The organism is Streptomyces sp. NBC_01454 (assembly GCF_036227565.1).
GTDB lineage: Bacteria > Actinomycetota > Actinomycetes > Streptomycetales > Streptomycetaceae > Streptomyces.
Window position 1 is genome coordinate 4,971,857 of the sequence record NZ_CP109460.1, and the last position, 16,449, is coordinate 4,988,305.

Annotated in this window: 15 protein-coding genes; 6 read left to right on the forward strand and 9 right to left on the reverse strand. The window is 73.8% G+C overall.

Annotated elements, in window-relative coordinates:
- The first annotated feature begins 105 nt into the window (after positions 1-105).
- Positions 106-1,494, forward strand: coding sequence for a cystathionine beta-synthase (locus OIU81_RS22110; RefSeq protein ID WP_329150510.1), 1,389 nt, complete (start codon positions 106-108; stop codon positions 1,492-1,494).
- A 340-nt stretch (positions 1,495-1,834) separates the two neighbouring features.
- Here OIU81_RS22110 and OIU81_RS22115 read toward each other — a convergent pair whose 3' ends face one another.
- The 4 genes from OIU81_RS22115 to OIU81_RS22130 all read right to left on the reverse strand — a co-directional run bounded on the left by OIU81_RS22115 (position 1,835) and on the right by OIU81_RS22130 (position 5,331).
- Positions 1,835-2,260 carry a hypothetical protein gene (locus OIU81_RS22115; protein WP_329150511.1) on the reverse strand — a complete coding sequence of 142 codons (426 nt, stop codon included), beginning with the start codon at positions 2,258-2,260 and terminating at the stop codon, positions 1,835-1,837.
- A 41-nt stretch (positions 2,261-2,301) separates the two neighbouring features.
- Complete coding sequence (locus tag OIU81_RS22120; RefSeq protein ID WP_329150513.1) at positions 2,302-3,717, reverse strand: purine-cytosine permease family protein; 1,416 nt, start codon at positions 3,715-3,717, stop codon at positions 2,302-2,304.
- A gap of 145 nt (positions 3,718-3,862) precedes the next feature.
- The gene (locus tag OIU81_RS22125; RefSeq protein ID WP_329150515.1) at positions 3,863-4,420 is read right to left on the reverse strand and encodes a cysteine dioxygenase; all 558 of its coding nucleotides are present in this window, start codon (positions 4,418-4,420) and stop codon (positions 3,863-3,865) included.
- A complete protein-coding gene (locus tag OIU81_RS22130; protein WP_329150518.1) occupies positions 4,417-5,331 on the reverse strand; it encodes an amidohydrolase in 915 nt (304 codons plus the stop codon). The genes OIU81_RS22125 and OIU81_RS22130 overlap by 4 nt, the downstream gene beginning before the upstream one ends.
- Positions 5,332-5,548: 217 nt before the next feature.
- On the opposite strand from OIU81_RS22130, the gene OIU81_RS22135 reads away from it, so the two are divergent.
- Positions 5,549-6,592: a LacI family DNA-binding transcriptional regulator gene (locus OIU81_RS22135; RefSeq protein ID WP_329150520.1), complete on the forward strand. Its 1,044-nt coding sequence runs from the start codon at positions 5,549-5,551 to the stop codon at positions 6,590-6,592.
- Positions 6,593-6,747: 155 nt separating this feature from the next.
- The gene (locus OIU81_RS22140; protein WP_329150521.1) at positions 6,748-7,779 is read left to right on the forward strand and encodes a sigma-70 family RNA polymerase sigma factor; all 1,032 of its coding nucleotides are present in this window, start codon (positions 6,748-6,750) and stop codon (positions 7,777-7,779) included.
- A gap of 21 nt (positions 7,780-7,800) precedes the next feature.
- Here OIU81_RS22140 and OIU81_RS22145 read toward each other — a convergent pair whose 3' ends face one another.
- Genes OIU81_RS22145 through OIU81_RS22160 form a run of 4 tightly spaced genes read right to left on the reverse strand, consistent with a single transcriptional unit; the run spans position 7,801 to position 11,297 of the window.
- A complete protein-coding gene (locus OIU81_RS22145; RefSeq protein WP_329150523.1) occupies positions 7,801-8,727 on the reverse strand; it encodes an ABC transporter substrate-binding protein in 927 nt (308 codons plus the stop codon).
- 44 nt (positions 8,728-8,771) lie between these two features.
- Positions 8,772-9,443, reverse strand: coding sequence for an ABC transporter permease (locus tag OIU81_RS22150; RefSeq protein ID WP_329150525.1), 672 nt, complete (start codon positions 9,441-9,443; stop codon positions 8,772-8,774).
- A 7-nt stretch (positions 9,444-9,450) separates the two neighbouring features.
- The gene (locus OIU81_RS22155; protein WP_329150527.1) at positions 9,451-10,125 is read right to left on the reverse strand and encodes an ABC transporter permease; all 675 of its coding nucleotides are present in this window, start codon (positions 10,123-10,125) and stop codon (positions 9,451-9,453) included.
- Positions 10,122-11,297: an ABC transporter ATP-binding protein gene (locus OIU81_RS22160; protein ID WP_329150529.1), complete on the reverse strand. Its 1,176-nt coding sequence runs from the start codon at positions 11,295-11,297 to the stop codon at positions 10,122-10,124. The genes OIU81_RS22155 and OIU81_RS22160 overlap by 4 nt, the downstream gene beginning before the upstream one ends.
- A gap of 185 nt (positions 11,298-11,482) precedes the next feature.
- Between OIU81_RS22160 and OIU81_RS22165 the strand changes: the two genes are divergently transcribed.
- The 3 genes from OIU81_RS22165 to OIU81_RS22175 all read left to right on the forward strand — a co-directional run bounded on the left by OIU81_RS22165 (position 11,483) and on the right by OIU81_RS22175 (position 14,853).
- On the forward strand, positions 11,483-12,976 hold the full coding sequence (locus OIU81_RS22165; RefSeq protein ID WP_329155285.1) for an aromatic amino acid ammonia-lyase: 1,494 nt from the start codon (positions 11,483-11,485) through the stop codon (positions 12,974-12,976).
- Between the two features lie 167 nt (positions 12,977-13,143).
- The gene (locus OIU81_RS22170) at positions 13,144-14,094 is read left to right on the forward strand and encodes a MurR/RpiR family transcriptional regulator (RefSeq protein WP_329150531.1); all 951 of its coding nucleotides are present in this window, start codon (positions 13,144-13,146) and stop codon (positions 14,092-14,094) included.
- A 129-nt stretch (positions 14,095-14,223) separates the two neighbouring features.
- Complete coding sequence (locus OIU81_RS22175; RefSeq protein ID WP_329150533.1) at positions 14,224-14,853, forward strand: hypothetical protein; 630 nt, start codon at positions 14,224-14,226, stop codon at positions 14,851-14,853.
- A gap of 68 nt (positions 14,854-14,921) precedes the next feature.
- On the opposite strand, the gene OIU81_RS22180 is transcribed toward OIU81_RS22175, so the two are convergent.
- Entirely contained in the window at positions 14,922-16,256 is a 1,335-nt protein-coding gene (locus OIU81_RS22180) for a diaminopimelate decarboxylase (RefSeq protein WP_329150535.1), read from the reverse strand.
- Positions 16,257-16,449 lie beyond the last annotated feature (193 nt).

Consider the following 16,449-nt stretch of genomic DNA (forward strand, 5'->3'; position numbering starts at 1 on the left):
TGCCCGTTCCTGCACGGAACGCAACGCACCCTTCCTCTAACGGACCCGGGCAATAGGCTGGCCGCACGGGCGCAGGAGAGCGTGCCCCCGACCGCGGAGACCACCGTGCAGTTTTACGATTCGATGATTGAGCTAGTCGGCAACACCCCGCTCGTGCGGCTCAACAGCGTCACTCGAGGGATCCAGGCCACCGTCCTGGCGAAGGTCGAGTACTTCAACCCCGGCGGGTCGGTGAAGGACCGGATCGCCGTGCGGATGATCGAGGCCGCCGAGCAGTCGGGTGAGTTGCAGCCCGGCGGCACCATCGTCGAGCCGACATCCGGCAACACCGGTGTGGGCCTGGCGATCGTCGCCCAGCAAAAGGGATACAAGTGCATCTTCGTCTGCCCGGACAAGGTGTCCACGGACAAGATCAATGTGCTGCGGGCCTACGGCGCCGAGGTGGTGGTGTGCCCGACCGCCGTGGACCCCGAGCACCCGGACTCGTACTACAACGTCTCGGACCGGCTGGTGCGCGAGACGCCCGGGGCCTGGAAGCCGGACCAGTACAGCAACCCGAACAACCCGCGCTCCCACTACGAGAGCACCGGCCCCGAGCTGTGGGCGCAGACGGAGGGGCGGATCACCCACTTCGTGACGGGCGTCGGCACCGGCGGCACGATCAGCGGCACCGGCCGCTATCTGAAGGACGCCAGCGACGGCCGGGTCAAGGTCATCGGGGCCGACCCGGAGGGCTCGGTCTACAGCGGCGGCTCCGGGCGCCCGTATCTGATCGAGGGCGTCGGTGAGGACTTCTGGCCGACCGCCTACGACCGCACCGTCGCGGACGAGATCGTCGCGGTCTCGGACAAGGACGCCTTCCAGATGACCCGGCGGCTGGCCAAGGAGGAGGGCCTGCTCGTCGGCGGCTCCTGCGGGATGGCCGTGGTGGGTGCGCTGGAGGTCGCCTCGAAGCTCGGCCCGGACGATGTGGTGGTCGTGCTGCTGCCCGACAGCGGCCGTGGCTATCTCTCCAAGATCTTCAACGATGAGTGGATGGCCGACTACGGCTTCCTGGAGGAGGGCGGCCCCGCGGCGCGGGTCGGCGAGGTGCTCCAGCACAAGGAGGGCGCACTGCCCTCGCTGGTGCACATGCACCCGGAGGAGACCGTCGGCGAGGCGATCGAGGTGCTGCGCGAGTACGGCGTCTCGCAGATGCCGATCGTCAAGCCCGGTGCCGGGCACCCCGATGTGATGGCCGCCGAGGTCGTCGGCTCGGTGGTCGAGCGTGAGCTGCTGGACGCGCTGTTCACCCAGCGCGCCTCGCTGAGCGACCCGCTGGAGAAGCACATGTGCCCGCCGCTGCCGCAGGTCGGCTCCGGCGAGCCGGTCGCCGATCTGATGGCGGTGCTGGAGAACGCGGACGCGGCGATCGTCCTCGTCGAGGGCAAGCCGAAGGGCGTGGTGAGCCGGCAGGACCTGCTGGCCTATCTGGCCCGCGAGGCCGGCAAGTAGCGGTTCTTCCGGCGGCTGCCGTGCGCGGCGGCCGCCGGAAGCAGCCCGTTTCCGCAGTCGGCACGGCGTGAAGTCGCCGGCGGGAAACGGGCCGTCACCGCACCGTGCACGCAGGCGTCACGCGTCCGCAGCACGGGCTTAACACGCCTCCGGCACAGTGGTGTGCACGGCGACAAGGGCCTCCGGAGCGGCTCCCGGACCTCCAGCTCGCCGCCGGATGCGACGACCGGCCCTGACCCGGCGCGCGTCCCTCGCGGGGACCGCCGTCGTCCCGCCCCCGGTTCACTCCGGGGTGCGGCGGTCCCCGCCACAGCCTTCCCGCCCGGTCTCCGTCGCGGCCTCAGTGCGCCGCGCCGCCGCGGCGGTCCGTCCCCGCCCCCGGGGTCCCCGTCCCTGGGCTGCGCAGGCCCGCGCTGTGGGCGGCGTTGACGCCGGCGATCCCCGCCCAGCACACGATCAGGCCCGCCAGTCCGGCCTCGCCCACCGCGATCGCGGACAGCGGGACGGCCAGCACCAGCGAGAGGGTGGCGAACCCGAAGCGCTGCCAGAAGGCGTGGACCTCGCTCTCCGGGCGCGCCGGCCGGGCCCCGCGCGCGACCTGGACCTGCTGTTCTGCGAGGTGCCGGCGCACCCGCCGGTCGACGTTCTCCTCGACCTTCTCCAGGAAGGACTCCAGCAGCTCCGGCTCGTAGTCCGGCCCCAGCTCCCGGCGGGTCTGGAGGGTCGCGTCGAGCTCTCTGCGCAGATCGGGGTCGTGTGTCGCCATGGGGCCGAGCGTACGCACGCCGGGCGGGCGGCGCGGTAGGGCTAGCCCCCGGATCCGGCGGGGGAGCGCTCACCGGGCGGCGCCGTCGCCGGTTCCGGGAGGCGCGCGGTGTCGCGGCGGGCGACCACCCAGTAGACGACGGCCGGCACGGCGAGCCCGACGAGCCAGGAGATATCGGCGCCGCCCAGCGGCGCCACCAGCGGACCGGTGTAGAAGTGCGTGGCCAGGAAGGGGAGTTGGGCCAGCACGCCGAAGGCGTAGACGGCCAGCGCCCGGAGGTTCCAGGCACCGTAGCGGCCGCCGGGGTCGCTCAGCGCCGGGATGTCGTAGCGCTCCTTGGAGATCAGGTAGTAGTCGACCAGATTGATCGCCGACCAGGGCGTGAAGAAGGTCAGCAGGAAGAGCAGGAAGTCCTTGAAGGCCGTCAGGAACGAGTCCTTGCCCAGGAGGGCGACGGCGGTGCCGGCGGCCATGATTCCCGCGATGTACGCGGCCCGCCCGCGCGGGGAGAGGGTGCGCTGCCCCCGGAAGCCGCTGACGCCGGTGACCAGCGACATGAAACCGCCATAGGTGTTCAGGACGTTGATGGTGAGTTTGCCGAGGGCGATGACGAAGTACAGGAGCGAGGCGGTCAGTCCGGCGCCGCCCAGGCCGACGACGTAACCGACCTCGTGCCCCACGAACGCGGTGGGCGCCGCGGCCGCCGCCAGCGCGCCGAACGTCATCGACCACTGCGAGCCGAGCACCGTGCCGGACAGCGTCCACCAGAAGGTGGCGCGCGCCGAGGTGTGCCGCGGCAGATAGCGCGAGTAGTCGGCGACGTACGGGCCGAACGCCAGCTGCCAGGAGGCCGAGAGCGAGACGGCCAGCAGGAACACCGGCAGCCCGAAGCGGTGGTCGGCCAGCAGCGCACCGAGGTCGGCGCGCTGCAGCAGCCGGATGCCCAGGTAGACGAAGGTCAGCGCGCAGACCAGGCCGGCGATCCTGCCCAGGGCGTGGATGAGGCGGTAGCCGACGGCCGCGGCGACGGCGGTGACCGCGGCGAACAGCACGATCCCGGGCGTCTCGCCGAGGTGCGTCAGCTCGCCGACCGCCTGCCCGGCCAGCACACTGCCGCCCGCGAAGAAGCCGATGTACATCACGATGACCAGCGCCAGTGGGACGGCCGCACCGCGCACCCCGAACTGCGCCCGCGAGGTGATCATCTGAGGGAGCCCCAGCCGCGGCCCCTGGGCGGAGTGCAGCGCCATCACCGCGCCGCCCAGGAGGTTGCCGAGCAGCAGCCCGATCAGGGACCAGCAGGCGTTCGCCCCGAAGACGACGGCCAGCGCGCCGGTGACGACGGCGGTGATCTGGAGGTTGGCGCCCAGCCAGAGCGTGAACTGGCTGACCGCGCGGCCGTGCCGTTCGCCGTCCGGAACGACGTCGATGGAGTGCTGTTCGACCACACCTGCCATGGATCCGCCTCGCGTCGCGCGCCTGTATGGATTCATGCAGGATCGATGGCGGTGAATGGAAGGTCAATAGGTGGGGGCGGTCGAAAGGCCGGCGGCCGGCCCCGGCGGACCGGGGCCGGCGGACCGGACGGGCCGTCAGGCGGCGCTAAGCCGCACGTGCCCCGTCCATCGGCCGCAGCTCGTCCGCGTACGAGACCGAGACCCGCCGCATCAGCCCGTCGTCGGTGATGTCGTACTGGCCCAGGCGCCACAGCGGCGGCGAATAGGCGTGCACGGACACCGCGTCGTCGGTCGCGCCGGTGAGGCGGTGGATGTGCTCGGGGCCGAAGCAGAACGAGGCGCCCGCGCCGACGGCGGTGGCCAGGTGCTCGCCGCCGATCCGGGGGTTGGACTCGGTCAGCATGCCCTGGACGACGCCCACCGCCCCCGAGGACAGATCGTGGTCGTGCCAGCCGGTGTCGTTCTGCCGGGTCCAGCACAGCAGCCAGACGTCGACGAACTCATCGCGGTACAGGGAGGCGTAGTGGCGTTCGGTGTCGGAGAAGGCGACCTGCTCGCGCCACAGGTCCGGGCGGGCGGCGAGCGTGTCGACCAGCTCCCGCAGCTCACGTTTGTCGAGGTTGCGCTCGGGCAGTGCGGTGAACGGCTGCGCGCCGTCGGGGACCTCGCGGGCGGCATCGGCCTGGGAGGTGCGGTACGTCATCGGCGGGCTCCTTTCGTCGGGCCCAGAAGGCGGGCCGGGTTGGTGGTGCGCAGGGCGTGGATCGCGGCCCGCGCGCCGAGGTCGGGGAGGACGGGGGCGGCGTAGGGCCGGTCGCTGCCGCTGACGACGACATCGATCCCGGCGGTCCGGACGAGGGCGTCGACCGCACGGGTCCCGTAGGAGGACGTCTCGTAGAAGACGCCGCAGTCGACCCGCCCGCGCTCCCGTCCGCCGCCGCGGGCGACCAGCCGCTCCCCGTGCAGCGGTGCCAGACCGGCCAGCGCCGCGAAGCAGACCCGCAGGTCCGGGTGGCGCGGCCGGCCGACGGCGCGGAAGGCGAACCAGGCGGCGTGCAGCTGCTGGACGTACGGGACCAGGGCGGGCCACCAGGCGGGTGCGTCCGGGGTGCGCGGGGCCGCCCCGGGGTGGACGAACAGCGGCTTGTCCAGTGCGTCGGCGGCGTCCAGCAGCGGGGCGCAGCGGGCCCAGCCCGCGGCGTCGAGCAGCGCGGTGGCCGGGAGTTGCAGCCCCACGCAGCCGCGCGCCAGCTCGTGCCGCAGCGCCCCGGGGTCCGGGGCGGGCGTCGAGAGGCAGACCGAGGCCCAGACGCCGAAGGGGGCCGGCAGGTCCAGGGCGCCGTCGTGGAACGCGGCCAGCAGCGGGGCGGCCTCCGCGGGCGGCAGATCTTCGATGCCGAGCGGGCTGGAGAGCGACACCAGGGCCAGATCGAGGCCGTCGGCGCGGGCGAGCCGGGCGCGGGCGGCGATGTCGTGGTCGGCGGGGTCGACGGTGTACGGCGCCTCGCCGGGCAGGTGGAGCGTCCAGCCGTCGAGCCGCGGGGGCGCACTGCGGGCCCGCAGCAGCGCGAGGAACTCGGGCGGCCAGAGGTGCTGGTGGACATCGGTGGGCACGGGCCTCCCTCGGCTGCGGGCGATGGTCCGGAGCGGCCCCGGGCGGCGGCTCCGCCGTCCCGGGCGCGCGGTACTTAACCGCTTAACTGATGCGTTTAAGTGAAACGGTTAACAGAGGGCGCTGTCAAGGCCGGGGCGCACCCGCCGGGCGACGGTCTTGCCCGCGCACCCCCGCATCGGGGCGGCCGCCGCCTCCTCCTTGGGTAGGCTTCCGGGCATGGCCAGGCCCAATAAGCGCACCACCCTCCGCGAGGTGGCCGAGGCCACCGGACTCTCCACCGCAGCCGTCTCCTACGCCCTGCGCGGCAAGCACGTCTCCAAGGAGACCGAGGAGCGGGTGCGCAAGGCCGCCGCGGAGCTCGGCTACGAGGCGGACCCGATCGCCCGTGCGCTGGTCAGCGGCAGGACGAGCACGGTCGGCGTGCTCGCCGGCGATCTGCAGGATCTGTGGCAGCAGCAGCTGATGGCGGCCATAGGGCGCGAGCTGCTGGCCGGCGACCGCTATGCGCTGATCCTGGACGCCGGCGGCGACCCCGAGCGCGAGCTGTCCCTCGCCAAGCAGCTGCGCGACCAGCGGGTGGACGGCCTCCTGGTCTCCCCGGTCGACCCGTCCGCCGAGGGCTGGTCGAAGATCGCCGACGCCGTGCCGGTGGTCTCCATCGGCGACGCCCTGAGCCGGGCCCGCACGGCGGGCGAGGTGCTCTTCGACAACCGTGCCGGCATCGACGCCGTCCTGGACTACCTCCGCGGTCTGGGCCACCGCCGGATCACCGTGCTGACGCCCACCGGCCCCTCCACCCCCGACCGCCCGGCCGACGTCTATGTGCGCGAGGCCGCCGACCGGCTCGGCATCGAGGTCGAAGTCCTGCCCTGCGCCCAGGAGTTGGGCGAGGCGACCGCGATGGCCCGCCGGGTCCTGACCAACAGCCCGGACGGCCGCCCGGCCGGGACCTCGGCACTCACCGCGCCCACCGCCGTCTTCTGCTTCTCCGACTCCATCGCCTACGGCGTCTACGCGGCCGCCGCCGAGGCCGCCCTGACCGTCGGCCGCGACCTCTCCGTCGTCGGCTTCGACGACCACCCCGTCTCCCGGGTCCTCACCCCGCCGCTGACCACCGTCGACTGGGGCCTGGGCGAGATCGCCAAGGAGGCCGCCCGGCTCGCGGTCGCCGCGATCGAGGGCCGCCGGGTCCGCCGCAAGCGCATCCTGTGCGCCCCGCGCCTCTCGGAGCGGGGGTCGGCGGGGGAGGTGCGGGGGTAGGCACGGGAGGCGCGGCGGGCGTGTGCGGTCCGCCGGGCGGGCCCGTCCTGCGGCTGCGTGGCCCCGCGCCGGGGAGCAGACTGGTGCCGGGTGCTCCGGTACGGTCGGGGCGTGTGGGGCGGTGGCCGACCGACAGGCGGATGGACGGGTTCTTGATGAAGCGTTCCGCGACGAGTGAGATCACGGTGGAGAGCGCGGCCGGGGACGGCGGCGCACCGGACGCCGCGCACGGCGAGCTGGCGGACCGCCTGGAGGCGCACCGCACGGAGCTGACCGGCTACTGCTACCGGATGCTGGGGTCGGCGTTCGAGGCCGAGGACGCCGTGCAGGAGACGATGGTGCGGGCCTGGCGCGGCCACGACCGGTTCGAGGGGCGGGCCTCGCTGCGCTCCTGGCTCTACCGCATCGCCACCAATGTCTGTCTGGACCTGCTCAAGGGCAGCCAACGCCGGGCGCGGCCGATGGATCTCGCCTCCCCCGCGAGCGTGGACACCCCCATCGGCACGGGACTGCCCGAGGCGACGTGGATCGGACCGGTCCCCGACACGCGGGTGCTGGCGTCCGCCGGGGATCCCGCGGAGAGGGCAGTCGCCCGGGAGTCGGTCCGGCTCGCGTTCATCGCCGCGCTCCAGCGGCTGGCGCCCCGGCAGCGGGCGGTGCTCATCCTGCGGGAGGTGCTGAGCTGGTCGGCGCGCGAGGTCGCGGAGCTGCTGGGCAGCTCGGTCGCCTCGGTCAACAGCGCGCTGCAGCGGGCCCGGGCCACGCTCGCCGCGTCCGCCGACGCCGACGAGGAACCCCCGGGGCCGCTGGACGACACCCAGCAGGCGCTGCTGCGGCGCTATGTCGACGCCTTCGAACGCTTCGACCTGGACGCCCTCACGGCCCTGCTGCACGAGGACTCCACGCTGTCCATGCCGCCGTACGAGCTGTGGCTGCGCGGCCGTGAGGACTTCCTGGCGTGGCTGCGCGGGCCGGGCTGCGGCTGTGCGGGGTCGCATCTGGTGCCGGTCGCGGCGAACGGCCGCCCGGCGTTCGGGCAGTACCGCGCGGACGGCCTGCCCTGGGCGATCCAGGTCCTCGACCTCGCGGACGGCCGGATCACCGCGCTGCACTCGTTCCTGGACACCGAGCGGCTCTTCCCGCTGTTCGGACTGCCGCTCAAGTACGGCGGCCCGGCGCCCGCGTGAGGCGTGCGGCCGCCGCCCGCCTCAGCCCAGCTTGTGCTTCTTCAGCCAGGCGGCCGCCACCCGGTCCGGGTCCTGCTTCTCCTTGTCGACCAGGCGGTTGAGCTCGGTGAGGTCGGGCGTGGTCAGGGCGTTGCCCAGCCGGGCGAGGGCCTTGCGGACCCTGGCGTCGGCCTTGCGGGCGGCGATCAGCGGGACGATGTGCTGGGCGGGGATCAGATGCTTGGGGTCCGCCAGCAGCACCCAGCCGTTCTCCGCGGTGTCGACATCGGTGGTGAAGACGTTGGCGATGTCGATGTCGCCCTTCTTCAGGGCGCCCTTGACCAGCGGACCGGACGAGTCCAGCGCCTTGAACTCCTTGAACTCCACGCCGTATTGGTCCTTCAGGCCGACGAGCCCGACGACCCGCTTCTTCATCTCCGCGGCCGCGCCGAAGATCAGCTTGCCGTTGACCTTGCGGAGATCGTCGAGCGTCTTCAGGCCGTAGCGGTCGGCGGTCCGCCGGGTCACGGCGAAGCTGTCCCGGTCCTCGGCGGACGCGTACGGAAGGACCTCCAGGCCGTCGGGCAGCACGGTGGTCAGCGCGTTCTGCATCGCGCCGGCCTCGGTCGCGGTGGCCTTCTTGTCGAGGTAGAGCAGCAGGCTGCCCTGGTACTCGGGGAGCAGATCGATATCGCCGGAGCGCAGCGCCGGGACCACGATCTCGCGGGAGCCGAGGTTGGGCCGGACCGTCGTCTTGACCCCGGCGGCGTTCAGCACCCCCGCGTAGAGGTAGCCGAGGACCTGGTTCTCGGTGAAGTTGGCGGTGCCGATGACCAGTCCGCCACCGCTGCTGCCGCCGTCGCCGCCGGCGCCGTCCCCCTTGAGGGAGGTGATGCCGGAGGAGCAGGCGGCCAGCAGCGGGGCCGAGGCGCCGGCCAGGAGGGTGGTCAGGACGGTACGACGGTTCATGGGCGGGCTCCTCGGTGCGTACGTGGGGGCGGGGCGGCGGATGCTCAGCGGGCGGCGGCCGGGCGGCCGCGGAACAGCAGCCGCGTCAGGCCGCCCAGGGCCAGATCGGCGACGACGGCGAGCGCGGCGACCAGCACCGCCCCGCCGAGGACCTGCACCAGGTCGCGCTGCGCCAGGCCGTCGAAGACATAGCGGCCCAGCCCGCCGAAGCTGACGTAGGCGGCGATCGTGGCGGTGGCGACGACCTGCACGGTCGCCAGCCGCACACCGGTCATGATCAGCGGCAGCGCGAGCGGGATCTCGACCTGCCACAGGATCTGGCGGCCGCGCAGCCCCACGCCCTTGGCGGCGTCCTTGACCTCGGGGTCGACGGCCGCCATCCCCGCGTAGGTATTGGTGATGATCACCGGCACGGCGAGCGCGACCAGGGACACGTACACCGGCCACACGCTCAGTCCGCCGGCCAGGAAGACCAGCGTGACCAGGCCGACGGTGGGCAGCGCCCGGCCGAAGGAGGCGAGGTTGACGGCGAGGAAGGCGCCACGGCCGGTGTGCCCGATGAGCAGCCCCACCGGCAGCGCGATCAGGGCCGCGGCGAGGGTGGCGAGCACCGAATATTCCAGGTGCTCCAGGATGCGGGTGGCGATGCCCTCGGGGCCGGACCACTGGGCGGAACTGGTCAGCCAGGCGGCGAGGTTCTTCAGGAGTTCGAGCATCGGGGCGTCACGCTCGCTTCCGCAGCTTGGGACGACGCGGCCCGGAGGTGCCGCGCAGCCAGGGGGTGCACAGCCACTGGACGGTCACCAGCACCGCGTCGGCGACCAGGGCGAGCAGCAGGGTCAGGGCCACCCCGGCGATGACCGGGGTGGGGAAGTTGCGCTGGAAGCCGTCGGTGAAGAGCTGGCCGAGGCCGCCGTATCCGATGTAACTCGCCACGCTGACCAGGGAGATGGACATGACGGTGGCGACCCGCACGCCCGCCATGATCACCGGGAGGGCGAGCGGCAGCTCGACGGTGAGCAGGGTGCGCAGCGGCGTGGTCCCCATCGCCTGGGAGGCCTCCCGGGCCCGGGCCGGGACCGCGTCCAGCCCCTCGACGGTGTTCCGTACCAGTACCACCAAGGTGTACGCGGTCAGGCCGGTGATCGCGGTGGTCCGGGTCAGCCCGGTGACCGGCAGCAGGAGGACGAAGAAGGCGAGGGAGGGGATGGTGTAGAGGATGTTGGACGCGCCGAGCACGAAGCCGCGCAGCGGCCGTACGCGGTGCGCGAGGACCGCCAGCGGCAGCGCGATCAGCAGGCCGAAGAGGACGGCGGGCACGGCGGTGGCGAGGTGGTCCGCGGTGAGGCGGGCCATCTCGCCGGTGTGGTCGGGGAACCAGCCCCACTCGATGGTCATGCGGGGCGCTCCGCGGCGTCCTCGGCCGGGCGGGGCGCGGCGTCCTCGGGGGGCCGTTCGCCGGCGGCCGTCGCCCGGCCGGCCTCCGCATGGCTGCGGCCGGCCCGTTCGTGGATGGCGTCGCGGGAGGTGAGGCCCCTCAGCACGCCGTCGGCGGTGACCCGGGCGACGGCGCCGGCGGGGGAGGAGACCGCCTCGTTGAGCGCGGAGAGCAGGGAGTCGGTGTCGCGCAGCGGCCGGACGGCCTCCAGGGGGGCCTCGCCGGCCGTGCCGCCGGAGGGCAGGGCGTCGGTGTCCAGCCAGCCCAGCGGTTCGCGGCGCGGGGAGGTCACCAGGCGCCAGCGGTCCCCGTCGCGGGGTATGCCGCCGACCGGTTCGTCCGTGCGTATCTCCCCGCCGGGCGCGTGGGGGACGTCCGCGAGGTCGGTGAGCGAGAGCAGCTTGAGGCCGCGCTCGGCGCCCAGGAAGCCGGCGACGAAGTCATCGGCGGGGCGCGCGAGCAGCTCGGCGGGCTCCGCGCACTGGACGAGCCGGCCGCCGGAGCGGAAGACCGCGATCCGGTCGCCCAGGCGGACCGCCTCGTCGATGTCGTGGGTGACGAAGACGACGGTCTTGCGCAGCTCCTCCTGGAGCCGCAGCAGCTCGTTCTGCAGCTGGGTGCGCACCACGGGGTCGACGGCGCCGAACGGCTCGTCCATCAGCAGCACCGGCGGGTCGGCGGCGAGCGCGCGGGCCACGCCGACGCGCTGCTGCTGGCCGCCGGAGAGCTGGTGCGGATAGCGCTTGCCGGCGTCGGCGGGCAGGCCGACCAGCTCCAGCAGCTCGCCGGCGCGGGCGCGGGCCTTGCGCCGGCCCCAGCCCAGCAGCAGCGGGACGGTCGCGATGTTGTCCAGGATCGTACGGTGAGGGAAGAGGCCGGACTGCTGGATGACATAGCCGATGCCGCGGCGCAGCTCGGCGGCGTCCGTCTCCAGGATGTCGCGGCCGCCGACGCTGATGGTGCCGGAGGTCGGCTCCACCATGCGGTTGACCATCCGCAGGGTGGTCGTCTTGCCGCACCCCGAGGATCCGACGAGGACGGTGACGCCGCCTTCGGGGAGGTCAAGGGACAGCTCGTCCACGGCGGTCGTGCCGTTCGGGTATCGCTTGCTGACTGCGTCGAACTTGATCATCCGCTGCCCCTTGCCCGGCCTGCATATGGTCATGCAGAGTCTTAGGCACGTGAATAGAAGTCAATAGGTGGAAGTAAATCGCCTGTTACCTCGCCTGTTACTTCGCTTCACCGTACGGAACGAGGTGTCGGACTTACGTCTACAAATGGCGCTATAAGAGGGAGTTGAGCCCCTTGGTTTCTCATATGCTGGACACCTACCGACGGGGCGACCGGCGCATCACGCTCGACGGCACCGCCCTGAACACGGCCGACATCGCCGCCCTCGCGGAGCGCACCGCCCACCCCGCCGAGCCGGACCCCAAGGCGTTCGCCCGCGCCGAGGAGTCCTGGGAGACCGCCCGCCGCCTCACCGCCACCGGCCGGGTCTACGGGCGCAGCACCGGCGTCGGCGCCAACCGCACCGAGGACGTCGGGGCCGCCGGCGCCGCCGGTGCCGACCACGGATTGCGGCTGCTGCGCAGCCACGCCGGCGCGATCGGCGACCCGCTGCCCGCCCGGGAGGTCCGCGCGATGCTCGCCGTGCGCGCCAACCAGCTGCTGGCGGGCGGCGCCGGCCTGCACCCCGCCGTCATCACCGCGCTGCTCACCGCCCTGGACACCGGGGCGCACCCGGTCGTCCACGAGCACGGCGCGGTCGGCACCGGCGATCTGGCCGCCCTCGCCCAGACCGGCCTCGCGCTGGTCGGCGAACACCCCTGGCACTGCGCCCCCGGCGCCCGCGCCCCCGCCCCCATCGCCCTGGACAACAACGACGCCCTCGCCCTGATCAGCAGCAACGCCCTCACCCTCGGCCAGTCCGCGCTCGCCCTCGACGAACTGCGGCGGCTGCTCGCCGCCTCCCTTCCCGTCGCCGCGCTCTCCCTGCTCGCGGTCGGCGGTTCCTACGAACCCTTCGCCGAGCCGGTGATGCGCGCCCGCCCGCACCCCGGCTGCGCGGCCGCCGCCACCCGGCTGCGCGCCCTCTCCGGCGTCCCGCCCCGTCCCGCGCCGCCGCTCGGCCGCATCCAGGACCCCTACGGCTTCCGCTGCCTCCCGCAGATCCACGGGCCCGCACTGGACGCCGCCGACACCCTCGACGGGGTGCTGACCATCGAGGTGAACGCCGCCGCCGAAAACCCCCTGATCAGCATCGAGGACCAGGCCGCCTACCACCACGGCAACTTCTACGCCGCCCACACCGGGCTCGCCCTGGACACCTTCCGGCTGGCGGTGCTGCAGACCGCCCGGCTCTCCACCGCCCGGCTCGCCGCGCTCTCCGAGCCGGACTTCACCCGGCTGCGGCCGTTCCTGGGCGACGCGGCGCCGGCCAGCTCCGGCGTGATGATCCTCGAATACGCGGCCGGCGCGGCGCTCGGCGAGATGCGCGAGGTCTCCTACCCGGCCTCGCTCGGCCATGCCGTCCTCTCCCGCGGCGTCGAGGAACAGGCCAGCTTCGCCTCCCTGGGAGCCCGCCAGACCCTGCGTGCCTGCACCTACTACCGCCAGATCCTCGCCTGCGAACTCGTCGCCGCCGTACGGGCCTTGCGGATGCGCTCCCTGGAACCCGAACCGGACCTCCCCCTCGCCACCGCCTTCCGGCGCGCGGCCGGGGCCCTCGACCCGCGGATGGAGGACCGCCCGCTGACCGATGATGTGGCGGTGGCGGCGGGGCTGCTGGAAGAGCTGGCGGAGCTGTGAGCGCCACGGCGGGCGGCGGGCCGCTTCCGGCCGGGTGGCCGGGATCGGGGCCGGGGCCCCGGGTACGGCCGGATCCCGACGCCTGTCCCGGACCGGAGCGGGCCGGGAATTCCGTACAGTCGGTCGACACAGGACAAGGCCCCCGACCGGGCCGGGAAGAAGAGGCGATGAGCGGGGACGGGGACAACGGCGGCGGGGCGCGGGGCGCGCGGGTCGCGACGGGCGGTGCGAGCGCTGCCGGCGTCGAGGGCGATGCGGCTGTCGCGGGCCGTGCGACCGGTACGGGCACCGGGACCGCCGCCCGTCTGCAGAAGCTCTTCGAGGGGCACCGGCTGACGCCCACCCAGCGCCGGATCGCGCACTGCATGGTGCGCCGGGCCGCCGATGCCCCCTTCCTCTCCAGCGTCGAACTGGCCGAACTCGCCGGCGTCAGCCAGCCGTCCGTCACCCGCTTCGCGGTCGCCCTGGGCTTCGACGGCTACCCGGCGCTGCGCCGTCATCTGCGCGAGGTGGCCCCCACCGGGGAAGCCGCCGAGGCCGGCAGCGCCAACGAGTACCAGCAGGCCGTCCAGGCGGAGATCGACAACCTCCGTCAGCTCGCCGCCGCCCTCACCGACCCGGCGCCGGTGGCCGAGGCGGGCCGCCTCTTCGCCGCCTCCCGCCCGCTGCTCGTCCTCGGGCTGCGCGCCGCCACCGCCCAGGCCGCGGGCTTCACCTACTTCGCCCGCAAGGTCCACCCCGACGTCCGGCTCCTGGACGAGGGCGGCACCATGCTCACCGACCGCATCGACGCCGCCGCGCGCGCCGGCGCGAGCGCGCTGCTCTGCTTCGCCCTGCCCCGCCACCCGCGCGAGGTCGTCGAGGCGCTGGAATACGCCCGCACCGCCGGGCTGCGTGTCGTCACCGTCGCCGACAGCGCTTTCGCCCCCGTCGCCCACCACACCGACCTCCTCCTCCCCGCCCCCGTCGGCACCGGGCTGTCCTTCGACACGGCGTGTGCCCCCATGCTGCTGGGCCGGGTCCTGCTGGAGGCGATGTGCGACGCCCTCCCGGACGCCCAGGCCCGCCTGGAGGAATTCGACGCGAGGGCGGCGGAACGCGGGCTGTTCGTCGAGTGAGGGCCCGGTAGCCCGGGAGCGGGCGTCGCGCCGTCTCAGGGAATCCTCATCCCGGCTGGCTACGATCCGCCGCCGTACGGCTGTGCGGACAGAAGGGGGCACAGCGGTCTCGGGGCGAGGAGGTCTGTCGTGGGACGCGGGGCATATGGGCTGGTCCGGGTGGCGGTGCTGGTACGGGCACCGGCCGGCTGGCTGTGGTGGCCGGGACTGCTGGCCGCGGGGATCGGAGCGCTGGTACCGGGGCTGACCGGCCGGACGATCGGGCTGGCGGCGGGGGCGGCGCTGGGCGTGGGCGCGGCGCTGGTGGTGGGCGCGGCCCGGCGCGGACGGTATGCGGCGCTGGCCCGCGCCGCCTCGCGCGCCGGGAAGGCCGTGATCCTCCAGGACCGCTCGGTCACCCTCCGCAGCTGGCGGCGGGCCCACCGCTGGTGGCTGCTGCTCGCCTTCCTGGCGGCGGTCGGTTCGTCGTTCGTGCTGCCGGCGGCCGGCGGGCTGCTGATGGCCGGGGCCGCGCTCGGCCTGTGGGGCAAGGCGCGGTGGCTGGGCCGCTGGGAGCGGCGGCACGAGGCGCTGCTGTGGGTCCGGACCGAATCCGCCCGTCGGGGCGGCGCCGCGGGCAAGGAGGTCCGCGCATACCTGCTGACCGGAACGGCCGCCGGCGACGCCCGCCCTGGCGGGGCACGCACGGCGGCCGGGGCGCGGACGGCCGGGGCGCGGACCGGGGGAGCCGGGGCCGGGGGAGCGCGGGTCGGTCGCTGAGGGGCCGCTGCCTCCGAGGCCTTGGGGCTTTGAGGCCTTGGGGCCTTGGGGCGTCGTGGCTTGGGGGCCTACTGCCTGCCCAGGTCGTGCAGTGACTCCGCGTGGGCGCCGCCGCTCTCCGCGGTGAGTTCCTCCAGTGTTTGCGGGGTGCGGACGGTGGCGAAGCGGACGGTGCCGTCCGGCTCCGCCGCATAGCCGTAAATCCCGGGGCGGGGGAGGGAGTTGTAGGCGAAGTGGGTGGAGAAGTAGTACGCGCCGGTGTCCAGGAGGGCGGCATGGTCGCCGGACTCCAGGAGGGGGAGCGGCCGGTTCTCGGCGACCAGATCACCCGCGAAGCAGCACGGTCCCGCGACGTCCTGTGCCACCGGAGCACCCGTCTTGGGCCGGCCCTCGGCGTCGTAGGCCGCGACCCGGATCGGCCAGGACTCGGGGACGAAGGCCGTACGGGTGGCGACCTGGGCACCGGCATGGGTGACCGCGATCGGCCGGCCGCCCGCCGACTTGGCGTACTCGACGCGGGCGAGGACCGTACCGTGCTTGGCCAGCAGCGAGCGGCCGAACTCGGTGACCAGCCCATAGCGTCCGGACAGCAGGCCGGGCACGGTGGCGTGGAGCTGTGCGACGTACTCGCGGTAGGTCGGGGTGACGGCGTCCGAGGAGAAGTTGACCGGCAGGCCGCCGCCGATGTCGAGGGTGTCGACCTGACGCCGGCCGGCCCTCTCGTTGATCTCCTCGGCGAGGACGTACAGGGCCCGGACACCCGCGGTCATCAGCTCCATCGGCATGCCCTGGGAACCGACATGGGCATGCAGCCGGGTCAGCCACGGGCGGGCGAGGAAGGCGCGAACGACCCACTCCCGGGCGCCCTCGTCCCGCAGCCCGACACCGAACTTGGAGGTGTCGGTGGCGGTGCTCATCGCCCCGATGCTGCCGCCGCCGATCTGGGGGTTGACCCGCAGACCGAGGGGGGCGCCGCTCGGCGCGGAGGCCATCAGGGAGTCGATACGGGCCAGTTCCTCGGGGTTGTCCGCGTTGACGGCGATCCCGAGGGCCAGCGCCTCCCGCAGCTCGGCGCGGGTCTTGGCCGGCGAGTCCAGGACCGTCCGCGCCACGGGCACACCGGCGGCACGGGTCAGCGCCAGCTCACCGGGGCTGGCCACCTCACACCCGAGGCCCTCCTGCGCCAGCACCCGCAGGACCGGTACGAGCGAGGCGGCCTTCACCGCGAAGGCGTGCAGCACCGGGGTACCGGGGGCCGTGAACTCTTCGAAGGCGGCCCGCAGCTCGGCCGCCGACCGCCGGATCCCGGCGATATCGAGCAGCCCGGCAACGGGCTCCCCGGGCCCCACCAGTCCCTGTGCAATGGCGGCCCGTACGGCCCGGTCTCGGTCCGTGAAGTTCATGAGACAACTTCATCATTGGGTGGGGGCGGCACGCCAACTGATACCGGAAGCCGCCGGAAGCCGTCCGATGGCCTTCGACGGGGCCCGCCGAGAGAGCCTCCGGAGCCGTCCGGCGGCCGGGGGCCGGGGCCGTGGGCCGGGGGCAGGCCTCCGGCGATGGCAGGCGCTGGGGGGAGGCCCTGTATACGGACCC